The 12,505-nt window shown below is 51.1% G+C and carries 11 protein-coding genes and 1 other RNA gene; 1 reads left to right on the forward strand and 11 read right to left on the reverse strand.

Annotation, left to right across the window (positions count from 1 at the left end; translation table 11 throughout):
- Positions 1–70: 70 nt before the first annotated feature.
- From recR to ubiD, 6 genes are all read right to left on the reverse strand, one after another.
- A complete protein-coding gene (recR, locus tag KDM87_RS07505; RefSeq protein WP_212678481.1) occupies positions 71–667 on the reverse strand; it encodes a recombination mediator RecR in 597 nt (198 codons plus the stop codon).
- 2 nt (positions 668–669) lie between these two features.
- Positions 670–996, reverse strand: coding sequence for a YbaB/EbfC family nucleoid-associated protein (locus tag KDM87_RS07510; protein WP_186883567.1), 327 nt, complete (start codon positions 994–996; stop codon positions 670–672).
- 62 nt (positions 997–1,058) lie between these two features.
- Positions 1,059–3,311 carry a DNA polymerase III subunit gamma/tau gene (locus KDM87_RS07515; protein ID WP_212678482.1) on the reverse strand — a complete coding sequence of 751 codons (2,253 nt, stop codon included), beginning with the start codon at positions 3,309–3,311 and terminating at the stop codon, positions 1,059–1,061.
- A gap of 71 nt (positions 3,312–3,382) precedes the next feature.
- Positions 3,383–4,177, reverse strand: a complete 795-nt coding sequence (locus KDM87_RS07520) for an ion channel (protein ID WP_212678483.1) — start codon at positions 4,175–4,177, stop codon at positions 3,383–3,385.
- Between the two features lie 170 nt (positions 4,178–4,347).
- Positions 4,348–4,446, reverse strand: an RNA gene (gene ffs, locus KDM87_RS07525) — signal recognition particle sRNA small type.
- Positions 4,447–4,975: 529 nt separating this feature from the next.
- Positions 4,976–6,460: a 4-hydroxy-3-polyprenylbenzoate decarboxylase gene (gene ubiD, locus KDM87_RS07530; protein ID WP_212678703.1), complete on the reverse strand. Its 1,485-nt coding sequence runs from the start codon at positions 6,458–6,460 to the stop codon at positions 4,976–4,978.
- Between the two features lie 486 nt (positions 6,461–6,946).
- On the opposite strand from ubiD, the gene KDM87_RS07535 reads away from it, so the two are divergent.
- Positions 6,947–7,885, forward strand: coding sequence for a transglycosylase SLT domain-containing protein (locus KDM87_RS07535; RefSeq protein WP_212678484.1), 939 nt, complete (start codon positions 6,947–6,949; stop codon positions 7,883–7,885).
- Between the two features lie 51 nt (positions 7,886–7,936).
- Here KDM87_RS07535 and KDM87_RS07540 read toward each other — a convergent pair whose 3' ends face one another.
- The 5 genes from KDM87_RS07540 to KDM87_RS07560 all read right to left on the reverse strand — a co-directional run bounded on the left by KDM87_RS07540 (position 7,937) and on the right by KDM87_RS07560 (position 12,474).
- A complete protein-coding gene (locus KDM87_RS07540; RefSeq protein ID WP_212678485.1) occupies positions 7,937–9,115 on the reverse strand; it encodes a pyridoxal phosphate-dependent aminotransferase in 1,179 nt (392 codons plus the stop codon).
- A gap of 82 nt (positions 9,116–9,197) precedes the next feature.
- Positions 9,198–9,659 (reverse strand): transcription antitermination factor NusB, encoded by a 462-nt coding sequence (nusB, locus tag KDM87_RS07545; protein ID WP_212678486.1) that lies wholly within the window; start codon positions 9,657–9,659, stop codon positions 9,198–9,200.
- A gap of 100 nt (positions 9,660–9,759) precedes the next feature.
- Positions 9,760–10,257 (reverse strand): 6,7-dimethyl-8-ribityllumazine synthase, encoded by a 498-nt coding sequence (ribH, locus tag KDM87_RS07550; protein ID WP_212678487.1) that lies wholly within the window; start codon positions 10,255–10,257, stop codon positions 9,760–9,762.
- A gap of 84 nt (positions 10,258–10,341) precedes the next feature.
- Positions 10,342–11,463, reverse strand: coding sequence for a bifunctional 3,4-dihydroxy-2-butanone-4-phosphate synthase/GTP cyclohydrolase II (gene ribBA / locus KDM87_RS07555; RefSeq protein ID WP_212678488.1), 1,122 nt, complete (start codon positions 11,461–11,463; stop codon positions 10,342–10,344).
- Positions 11,464–11,595: 132 nt separating this feature from the next.
- Positions 11,596–12,474 carry a PhzF family phenazine biosynthesis protein gene (locus KDM87_RS07560; RefSeq protein WP_212678704.1) on the reverse strand — a complete coding sequence of 293 codons (879 nt, stop codon included), beginning with the start codon at positions 12,472–12,474 and terminating at the stop codon, positions 11,596–11,598.
- Between the last annotated feature and the right edge of the window lie 31 nt (positions 12,475–12,505).

Consider the following 12,505-nt stretch of genomic DNA (forward strand, 5'->3'; position numbering starts at 1 on the left):
GAATGTAAAAGGAAGTCAGTTTCAGTGTCCGGAGAAAACTTGCATCAGCATTACAAGCATTGCGTTCACATCAGGTAATGCGCCGGTCGAGCATGGCGCGGGCAATTGTGCCGGCATCAACATACTCAAGTTCGCCACCGACAGGAACTCCACGCGCCAGACGGCTGACTTTCAGACCGCGTGCTTTCAGGGTTTCGCTGATGTAGTGCGCGGTTGCCTCACCTTCGTTGGTGAAATTGGTCGCCAGCACCACTTCTTTCACTATGCCATTAGTCGCGCGTGCGATTAATTTTTCCAGATAGATGTCTTTCGGACCAATGCCATCCAGTGGCGACAAACGCCCCATCAGCACGAAGTACATTCCCTTGAATGTCAGGGTCTGTTCTATCATCATCTGATCGGATGGCGTCTCGACGACGCACAACATACTGTCGTCGCGCTCGGCGTCCTGACAGGTTTCGCAGATGTCGATCTCGGTAAACGTATTACAGGAAGCGCAGTGATGAATACGATCAACAGCGTTCAGCAAGGCATGACCGAGCCCGGATGCGGCTTCACGGTCATGTTGCAGCAGATGATATGCCATGCGCTGCGCCGACTTCGGCCCTATGCCTGGCAAGCGGCGCAGGGCCTCCGCCAGATGTTCCAGGCTACCGTTTTTTTTCACGCTCAGAATGGCATTTTGAAGCCAGGAGGCAAAGGCATCCCAGCTGTCAGACCTGACATTTTTTCAGCCGATGTCGCTTCTGCCTTACGCACAGCATCATTGAACGCAGCAGCGACCAGATCTTCCAGCATATCTTTATCGTCGCCGAACAGGGATGGGTCAATAGTCACGCGCTTCACATCGTTTTTACATGTCATGACCACCTTCACCATACCGGCACCGGCCTGACCTTCAACTTCGATCAGAGCGAGTTGATCCTGGGCTTTTTTCATATTGTCTTGCATAGCCTGCGCTTGTTTCATCAAGCCAGCGAGTTGATTTTTCATCATAAGAGTTGCTCCTGAAAAGTAAGGAAATAAATGAATTAGGAAAAAAGAATGAACAAACCAGATCAGACAGGCCGCACGCTGCCAGTCACAATTGTTGCGCCGAATTCGCGCATCAGGGTTTGCACGAAAGAGTCGTTTTGTATTGCCTGCTCAGCCTGTTGTTGCCGGACTTCTCGATCAGCAACCGCTTTTGCATTGGCAGTCAGCTCCACTGCGCCGATTTTGCTTTCCACCCTGACGTTTTTACTGAAACGTTCAGATAAGGCGGCAGATAACTTATCAACACTGCCTGCGGACAACAAGGTCGACAATGGAACGCGCAGTTCAAACACGAACGCATTGCCATCTTGCCTGCAATGAATCAATTCACTTTGCTGCGCCAGTTGTTGCGCCACACCGCGCACAGGCAGGCTCGCCGCCAGAACTGGCCAGTTGCCATCCCATGCCAGTTCGGGAACCGGACCTGACCATAAGGTGCGATCCATCGATGCCGGTTCAACGTTTGCCACAGTCGTCACTGCAGGAACCACGACAGCTGGCGCTTCTGAAACGGCGACTGATGGTGCAGACTCAACGGCGCTGGCTTGTTGAAAATTTCGCGCCGGAATCGGACTGGTCGCAGACTCAGGGGCAGATGTGGACGCCTGCCAGACATCATCATCCCAAGGTGGTGGCATATCATCCATGCCGACCGGCTCCATTTCCTGCGCGGCTCTGGCAGTCGTCGGCGTCCGCACCGGTGCAGATTCGGCGGTGGGCGCAACTGGCTGAGCTACAACGGGGGTAATCGCCTCAGCAGAAACTGGCGCAGGAAATGCAGAAGCAACAGGAGGAACAGGAGGAACAGGAACTGAAGACGTGACCAATGCAGTAGCATCATGCTCTTGCTTTGCTGCGGCGGGTTTTGTCGTTGATCCGGCTTTTGCGCTAGCCGCGCGCGCAGCTGCCAGGGCTGCCATTGCAGGGCTCATCGGCTTTGCAGCCGGAACGCCGCCAGTCACCGTTGGCGCAGCTACACTTGCGGCAGAAAGGTTTGCTGCTGCTGGTGTAATTAGATTCGTTACATTCTGCTGAGCGGAGGCAGCATTTACCGCCGCCGTTTTAACAGACGCTGCAGGTGCCGCCGGTGTTGCAGGAACAGTTCCCCTTACCGGCGCAGAAGGCATCCCATTACCCGGACGAGGAGCTGGCGATATACCGGTACCGCCGGACTGCGTCAGTACACCACCATCCACCGGACGGAAAGCCAGCATACGCAACAGCGTCATGCTGAAACCGGCATATTCATCAGGTGCCAGCGCCAGTTCATTTCTGCCGTGCACAGCGATCTGGTAAAACAGTTGTACTTCTTCTTTGTTAAATACATTCGCCAGACGCAACACCTGTTCACGTTCAGGCAAATCATCGGCAACCGCAGCGGGCACCATTTGCGCAATAGCGAGCTGGTGCAGCAAGGTTCCCAGATCCTGTAACGCGGATTTATACGACAAGCTGCGTGCGGCCATTTCATCTGCCACATCCAACAAGGCTTTGCCGTTATTTTCAGCCAGCGCATCCAATAAACGGATCAGATACGATTGATCCAGCGCACCGAGCATTCCTTGTACCGCGTCAAGACTCACTTTACCAGCAGCATAGGCAATCGCCTGATCTGTCAGAGATAAAGCATCCCGCATGGAACCATGTGCGCCTTGCGCCAGCAAACGCAGCGCAGGCTGTTCGAATTCGATGTGTTCCTGCCCGAGAATATTTTCCAGATGGTCGACAATATGGCCTGGCGGCATTTGTTTGAGATTAAATTGCAGGCAGCGCGACAAGACCGTGACCGGAATTTTTTGCGGATCTGTCGTTGCCAGAATAAATTTGACGTGTTCAGGCGGCTCTTCCAGCGTTTTCAACATGGCGTTAAACGCGTGATTGGTCAGCATGTGCACCTCGTCGATCATATACACTTTAAATCGTGCATTCGACGGCGCATAAATTGCCTGCTCCAACAGCGATGCCATTTCATCGACACCACGGTTAGATGCGGCGTCCATCTCTATATAATCAACAAAGCGGCCGGCATCAATGGCGACACAGGCATCACAGACACCGCAAGGATTGGCGGTAATGCCGGTTTCGCAGTTAAAAGATTTTGCAAGAATACGGGATAAAGTGGTTTTACCAACACCACGTGTTCCGGTAAACAGATAGGCGTGATGCAGCCGCTGCTGCTCCAGCGCATGCGTTAAAGCACGGACCACGTGCTCTTGCCCCACCAGCGTGTCAAAGCTTTTGGGACGATATTTTCGGGCGAGAACTTGATAGGACATCCCGCGATTTTACCCTATTCGTTGCACGTCATAGTGCCTGCGGCAAAGGAAATTTAAATAACTGATCGCCATCATTCCCGCCCTTCATGTCTATCCAATTGCTCCTGCAAATGCAACATGATCTTATCCCGCTGACGCAGCTCCTCACGTAAGGCCTGAACTTCGCGCGTCAGCACCCGGATATCCGCATGAAACTCCCGCTCGAACAGTTTTTCCTCTTCCCCCACAAACAGCGCTGCGATATTTGCTGTGACGATAGAAAACATCGCGTAACCGAGCAGCACAATAAACACCGCAAAAATTTTTGATGCAGGGGTCGATGGCACTATATCTCCGTAACCAACAGTTGCTACCGTTGTAAACGCAAGCCAGACACCATTGGCATAACTGTTTACGTTGGGCTCCAGCCAGTAAAAACCAGCGCCAGCGGTGCTCAGCATTAACAAAGCCAATCCAATCACCTGCATCAGATGGCTGGGTTTTAATTTCTGTAAGAGCAGCGTTGCCATTCTCAGCAGAATCACGGTGCACAGAGAGAGTCGCAGCAACCACTCAATCACACCCCACTCGCCACTGGTCGGCCAGCCACTCAGCACACAACCAACAATAATGATGGCGTCCATGATCAGCTTGCCGTGGCGACGACGGCGACGATGACGGTTTTTTGTCCACTGCAGATAAACATCGATAGCGATAATGAGCGCGGAAAAAATGTATGTCCCGTGCCCAATTTTCCGGTACACATCAGTCTCACCCGCCAGCAACAAATAAAAGGCAGGAATAGACAATAACAATCCGCCCAGCAAAATGGGACGAGAAAACCACGCAATAAACCTTTGCGTCATCGGATAAAGAGTACGACTCATTTCAAATACACATTTCAGAAAGAGAGACAGAGACGACCATGATTTCAGCTTTCATTCTGGTGCGCAATTAAAATTAAAACGATTCCAAAATGAACGATGCGGAACGCAACAGTACTGGCGAAAAGTGAAGATAAAAGAGGGGGGAACAGATGGAGGAAAAACTGAGGAAGGTTGGCGAGCCTGATCTGCGGCACTTGCGGTAAATGACTGTGGCTGCTTCGTTCCCGACCTGACCAGATTGGCCATGCCGCAATGCGCAGGGGCCCGCCAGCGAGCATTATAGCCGAAGCGGGATTAATCCGCATCATTTTTCAAATGAGATGCTCTATAAGTACAAGACTCACATTCACACCACGAATTCCAGTATTTCATACTCGATTTAACGCGCTTCGCCATACCGCTGCGACAAGTATATAAATGTAATTACATCATTCATACTCAACATCGGCGTCGACGATAAAGATGACAAACCAGATTACGCGAACGCCGCCTGATACGGCAAAAACCTGATACAAATAGAGTTTCAGTATGGCGGCAAATAAGTAGTGCGCCGTTTAATCACCTGCAACAAGAAAACGCCGCAACCATCAAACAGTAAGCTGTTGATCGTTGCGGCGTTTTTACGAGATAAAACACTAAGCTCCGGCGGCGCAGCGCTGCATTCAAAGACCGGATTGGCAAGACCTAAGTTTCACGCGCATCATCAGCCAGAATGCAGCCAGCAGGCGCATGAATACTCAGTCATCCGTTTACACCATCTAATAAAACGACTTGCGAATCGCCTGCGCCGGATTTTATCTACAGTCCCAGTTGTTGCCAGATCTGATCCACTTTTTGTTTGACTTCTGGTGCCATCGTGATGGTCGTTCCCCATTCGCGATCAGTTTCGCCTGGCCATTTATTGGTCGCATCTATCCCCATTTTCCCGCCCAGCCCACTGACTGGTGAGGCAAAGTCCAGATAATCGATAGGTGTGTTATCGACCAGCGTGGTATCGCGCACCGGATCAACCCGCGTGGTAATGGCCCAGATCACCTCTTTCCAGTCACGAATATTCACGTCCTCATCCACCACCACGATGAACTTGGTATACATAAACTGACGCAGAAAGCTCCAGACACCGAACATGACACGCTTGGCATGGCCTGCATACGATTTTTTCATTTGCACGACCGCCATACGATAGCTGCAACCTTCCGGTGGCAGATAAAAATCCGTGATCTCGCTAAACTGCTTTTGCAGCAACGGGATAAACACTTCATTCAAAGCGACGCCAAGTATCGCGGGCTCATCCGGTGGTTTACCGGTATAGGTCGAGTGATAGATAGGATCACGACGCATGGTGATTCTGTCTATCGTAAATACTGGGAACCAATCCTGCTCATTGTAATAGCCGGTATGGTCGCCATACGGCCCTTCCAGTGCATGCTCGTAACCCGATGAATGGTTTTCATCCGGATAGATATGCCCTTCCAGCACAATTTCTGCCGAAGCCGGCACCCGCAATTCACTGCCGATTGCCTTCACCAGCTCGGTGCGACTGCCACGCAGCAAACCGGCAAACTGGTATTCCGACAGGCTGTCCGGCACCGGCGTGACTGCACCCAAAATCGTCGCAGGATCAGCACCGAGCGCCACCGCAATGGGATAAGGCCTTCCTTTGTTAACGATGCAGTGCTCACGAAAATCCAGCGCGCCACCACGATGAGCAAGCCAGCGCATAATCACCTTATTCCGCCCCAACACCTGCTGACGATAAATACCCAGATTCTGGCGCTTCTTATTCGGCCCCTTGGTAATCACCAATCCCCATGTAATCAGCGGCGCAACGTCGCCCGGCCAGCAATGCTGGATCGGCAGTCGGGAAAGATCAACATCATTTCCCTCCCATACAATCTCCTGACATTTAGCGCCGCGAACTTCTTTCGGCGCCATATCCCACACCGCCTTGACCAGAGAGCCCATACCCATCAGATCTTTGAAGCCTTTTGGCGGCTCCGGTTCTTTTAGCGCAGACAGCACATGGCCGATCTGGCGCAATTCGCTGACATCGTCCGCTCCCATACCGAGCGCAACACGACGCGGCGTGCCGAATAAATTTGCTAATACAGGAATACTGTGGCCGCTTGGTTTATTGAATAAAAGCGCTGGGCCTTCGGCACGCAAGGTGCGGTCACAGACTTCAGTCATCTCCAGATGAGGTGAAACTTCGATATCGATCTGCTTTAACTCGTCGATTCGTTGCAGCTGAGAAATAAAATCTCTCAAATCAGAATATTTAATCATTTTTCGCTTTTTTACATGTCTGAATCAGATGATCAAGCTTAATTCGCCAAGTGCTTGATTTTATTGATTTTTGCTGCATTGCGGTAGATTTTATTATACCTATAAGTTATATAAAACAACTTTGATAGTATTGACTCGATATAAAACCGCCCCTACAATTCGCCCAACTTGATGCAGAAGTCAAAACTTCCGCCACTTTCGATACAAGGAAAGTTTCGCCAATATCGGTAACATCATTCACGGGGATCGGGCCCCACACAACATTGTAAGGATTGTTTTCAAAAGGCGTCTGCCTTCCCCCGAAAATAGTTGTTTATCACTGGACACTCCAGTACCAAGTCTGACGGACTTAATTTGATAAACAGCTCCGGCGTTTTCCGATCGCAACTTGCGACGAAAACGATGTTTCTGATTCGCGAAAGTATAAATTTGCAAACGGCTTGTCGTTCGGCTTTTTTGCGACGCGTATATTCAGGAGGTAATATGTTTCAACGTTTTATTTTAGCTGTACAACAAAGTAGTTTAACTAAGCAAGAAAAGCGCGCTGCGCTGCAATCAGTCGCACGAGATACTACCAGCGGTTTTATCACTTCCATGCGCCATCTGTTCATGGCTTTCGGTATCACCTCCATCGCTATGCTGGCGATGATGTTTATCAAACCTGAACTGGCTGACAAATTTAAAAATCTGTCCCCCTTCGCTGAAACCGAAACCACAGCCGAAGCAGAAGTACCACCACCAAGCCTTGCGATGCTGATGCAAGCACCTGGCAAGGTCAATACCAGTACCAACGTACATACCGCAGGATTCGCGGAAGAAGATGCAAAAATGCTCGGCAATCAACGTCAGCAGGAATGGGTGACTAACTGGTTGTCAAAACGTTACCGCGTCGCCAGTGATGCAACTAATATGCTGGTGTCAGCGGCATATCTGACAGCCAAAGAAATCAAGCTTGACCCTTTGCTGATTCTGTCAGTGATGGCAATTGAATCTGGTCTGAATCCGTTCGCGGAAAGCCCTGTCGGCGCACAAGGCCTGATGCAGGTAATGTCCAAAGTTCATCATGAAAAATTTGAGGATATGGGCGGCGTCAAAGCAGCATTGAATCCGGTCGCTAATATTAAAGTCGGCGCTTTGATTCTGAAAGACTATGTTTCCCGTACGGGCTCTGTCGAAGCTGGCCTGAAAATGTACGTTGGCGCAGGTGCTTTTGACTCCGATTCTGGCTACGGCGCACGCGTTCTGACCGAATATAAACGCCTGAAAGACGTTTCTGCCGGCAAGAAAGTACCAACAACATTTACCGCACCAGCGACCGTGGCACCGTCACCACGACCACTGGAAGCGGCACCGGCAATAAAAACCGAACCAACGGAAGCCAAAGCAAAAACAACGCATACCGAACAGGTTGCCGCGCTGTAAGCTTAAGCCCCCCGCTAAAAAAACAGCCTGACGTCAAATCAGGCTGTTTTTTTATTTGAATGTCGCTCTAGACTGCAAAAAACGGCTGAGCCGCGCCACGGCCTCTTGCAGGTTCTCAAATGAATTCGCATATGACAACCGCACGTAGGTGTCAGCTGTCGCCGGTCCAAAGTCAAGACCGGGAACAATTACAACTCCCGCTTCCGTCAGGACTTCCCTCGCGAACGCATCGGCGTCACTGGTAAAACGCGAGCAATCGGCGTAGACATAAAACGCGCCATCAGGCATCACAGTAATCCCGAAACCCAGTTCCCGCAAAGCAGGCACAATGTAATCACGACGACGTTTAAATTCGGCTTTACGGCTTTCGTAAATCGCCATCGTTTCAGGTTCAAAACAGGCAAGCGCCGCATGCTGGGCGACAGACGACGCGCAGATAAACAGGTTTTGTGCCAGTTTTTCAATTTCCGGCACGATGCGTTCCGGTACAACAATCCAGCCCAGACGCCAGCCCGTCATATTGAAATACTTGCTGAAGCTGTTGATCACAATCACATCATCATCCAGTGACAGTGCCGAAAATGGCGCGGCATCATAGCTTAAGCCCTGATAAATCTCATCCACAATCGTAAAGCCGCCGCGCTGCTTCACGCTGGCAATGATCGCGGTCAGTTCAGATGTGCTGATCGAAGTACCAGTAGGATTCGAAGGCGACGCCAGTAAAACACCACTGGTTTTATCACTCCAATGCTGGCACACCATCTGGTCGGAAAGCTGAAAGCGATCCTCGGCACCACTGGCGACCAGTCTCGCCTGACCATTAAATGCAGCCACGAAGTGGCGGTTACACGGATAACAAGGATCTGGCATCAAGACTTCTTTACCTGGCTCAACTAAAGCTGCACATGCCAGTAACAGCGCTGCCGAGGCACCGGCAGTCACGATAATGCGTGAAGCCGGAATCGTCAGACCGTACTGCTGTAGGTAATACGTCGCAATGGCTTCACGCAAAGCAGGCAGACCAAGTGCGGACGTATATTGCAAACGTCCATCCGCCATTGCTTTAGCGGCAGCATCAAGCACTGCCTGCGGCGCCGTGAAATCCGGCTCACCGATTCCCATATGAATCAGGTGACGCCCCTGATCTTCCAGCGCCGAAGCCATCTTCATCAGTTCCATGACATGAAACGGGGCAATTTGATCGAGACGGGAGGCGAGATTATTATGCATACAAATGAAACCCTGAAAAAAAACCGCCTGTTTTCTTTGGTAGAAAAGAGGCGGTGTGATCTGTGTTACAGGAATATAAGAATTACTTTGCAGCGACCTCATTCGGACGCAATTTAGCGGCTAGCTTATCCAAAACACCATTGACGTATTTATGACCGTCAAGGCCACCAAAAGATTTGGTCAGCTCTACCGCTTCATTAATCACGACACGGTAAGGAATTTCTATGTGATTTTTGAGTTCATACGCACCGATCAACAATACCGCATGTTCTATCGGTGACAACTCCGCAATCGTACGGTCGATTAAGGGCGCGAAATCTTCGCGCAAGGCGATGGAATTATTGATCGCACCATGCAACAAGGCATCAAAATGCTCACGATCCGCTTTATCAAAGCCATGTGCCTGACGGATGTGCGCATCAATCACGCCTGAATCTTCATTGTTCAACAACCATTGATACAGCCCCTGCAACGCAAATTCGCGCGCGCGGTGACGTGGTGAACGGCTTTTACTTGGATTGGCGTGTATGGAATTATTATTCATATTTTCTCTTGCTGAATTCTTGCTTGATCTTACTTGTTCTTCAACTGCGGTGACAACGCCGACTTACATCAATCCAGATGCAGGCCGGCGTGAACATAACTTAAGCGTCGTAATCGACTTCTTCTGTGGCTTCTGCCAATTCTTCCAGTGCCAGCGTCAGATTTGCCATTTCAACGGCGACGCGCGCCGCATCTGTGCCTTTTTCAAACATGCGTACTTCTGCCTGCGCATCGTTTTCTGTCGTCAGAATCGCATTCGCGATAGGAATGCCGGAATCCAGACCGACGCGGGTAATACCGGCACCGGATTCATTCGATACCAACTCAAAATGGTAGGTTTCGCCGCGAATCACAGCACCTAAAGCGATCAGCGCATCGAATTGATTAGTTTCTGCCAGCTTTTGCAATGCCAGCGGCACTTCCAGCGCGCCCGGCACCGTTACATGCAAAATATCTTCATTCATCACACCAAGGCGTGCGAGTTCTGCCAGGCAAGCAGTCAGCAAACCATTGCCAACGACTTCGTTAAAACGTGCCTGCACGATACCGACGCGTACACCAGCGCCGTCCAGATTTGATTCGTAATGTCCTACTGTCATAATATTCTCTCTCGCGCTGATGCGCCTGAATGGGATGGGTTAACAAAAACTAGAAACCAGAAACAACTAAGCACGACGGCAATATTATTGCGCTGCTTCCGGCTTTTCCATGTAACCGACTACTTCCAGATTAAATCCTGTCATTGAAGGCATTTTACGCGGACTGGCTAACAGCTTCATCTTACGTACACCAACATCTTTTAAAATTTGTGCGCCGATACCGTAATTGCGCAAATCCATACGGGCAGCACGACCAGTCGCCGGGCGGCTGTCTGGCGTTTGCAGCGCTTTAAACTGGTCAAACATCTGCTCGGCAGTTTCTTCGCAATTTAACAACACAATGACGCCGGAATCCGCCGCCTGTACCGTCTGCATGGCCGCTGCAATATTCCACGAATGCGTGGTCGCTTTGCTTTCCAACAAATCCAGAATCGATACTGGCTGATGAACACGTACCAGCGTTTCTTTTTCTGCCGAAATGTCACCGTGAATCAACGCCAGATGCGCTGATCCGCTTGGTTTGTCGCGATAAACCACCGCCTGAAAGCTGCCATGCACGGTGTCCATCTTACGTTCAGCAACGCGATCGACGATGCTTTCAGTCTGGCTGCGGTAATGAATCAGATCAGCAATCGTACCGATTTTAAGACCATGCTCTTTAGCGAATTCGATCAGATCCGGCAAACGCGCCATCGTACCATCGTCTTTCATGATCTCGCAGATCACAGAGGCAGGAGTCAGTCCGGCCATTTCCGTCAGATCACAACCGGCTTCCGTATGACCGGCGCGCATCAGAACACCACCTTTTTGCGCTTTCAACGGAAATACGTGACCTGGCTGCACGATGTCATGCGCGGTCGATTTCTTATTAACGGCCACTTGCACAGTACGGGCGCGGTCAGCGGCAGAAATACCGGTAGTCACGCCCTCAGCAGCTTCAATGGACACCGTAAAATTGGTGCCGAACGAGGTGCCGTTACGGCTCGTCATCATGGCCAGATTCAGTTCGTCGCAACGTTCCTCTGTCAATGTCAGGCAAATCAGACCACGACCATATTTCGCCATGAAATTAATCGCTTCCGGCGTGACGAATTCCGCCGCCATCACCAGATCGCCTTCATTTTCGCGGTCTTCTTCGTCAACCAGAATCACCATGCGTCCAGCGCGCAATTCTGCGACGATTTCTAATGTATTTGACATGTTCATAGGGGAATATCCTGTAGTGGGCTCAGCACCGGCGCTTGTGGCGGCGCTCCACTGACTGCATTTGAATGAAGTCGCTATTTTAAAGGATTTCCCGAAACACTTCCCGTGCTTTCTGCGGATTCCGCTGTCTTTTTAACTGATTTGAATCATGCCTCGGCCGATTTCGACAACTTTGCCACCGACCCTGATCGTTTTATCAGCTGCCACATCCAGATACAACTGACTCGGCCGTCGCATCTGCACCCGCTGCTCTACCACGAAACTGGCAGGTAAATCGCCTCCTGACATCTGCCACCAGCCACCCAGATTCGCGCAGGCAGAGCCAGTCGCCGGATCTTCGCCGACACCTCCCTCGGGGCGAACAAAGAAATAGCGCGCAGTGACAGGCTGGCGACCCGCTGCGCCTGTACCGGTATCAGCACGACCAAATGCGAACACATACACAGTACGCCGCCCCAGACTGCTCACGGGCCAGGTTTGCAGCAAGGCGGCATCCGGCTGCGCGCGACGCACGGCATCCGGTGTTTTCAGCGCAACTAATAATTGATCAGAACCGGTGCTCACCCACAGCGGCGCGGACAATAAATCATCCTCGTGTAAGCCTAGCAAGCGGGCAATCTCTGTCGGAGTCGCCTCACACGCCCTCGTCTGCACCGCCTGTGGTGCGGCAAACGTCCAGATCTGATCGTGCAGATTCAACGGCACGATCCCCGCTTTACATTCCAGTGTCAGCGCATCGCTTGCCCCGAAAAGCGCAGACACCACGTGCGCCGTACCGATGCTGGGATGACCTGCAAACGCCATCTCTGTGCCCGGTGTAAAAATCCGCATGCGCGCAGTCGCCTTGTCGGACGGCAGAATGAATGTGGTTTCCGACAAATTAAACTGCAACGCCAGCGCCTGCATTTCTGTATCCGACAAGCCTTCCGCATGTTCAAACACACACAGGGGATTTCCGCCAAAGTCAGACTCGGCAAACACGTTCAGGATTCGGTATGGGTAACTACGCATCATCATTCACCTTATTACATACTACATACGA

The sequence above is a fragment of the Cognatundibacterium rivi genome, from assembly GCF_018139565.1.
Lineage (GTDB): Bacteria > Pseudomonadota > Gammaproteobacteria > Burkholderiales > Burkholderiaceae_D > Undibacterium > Undibacterium rivi.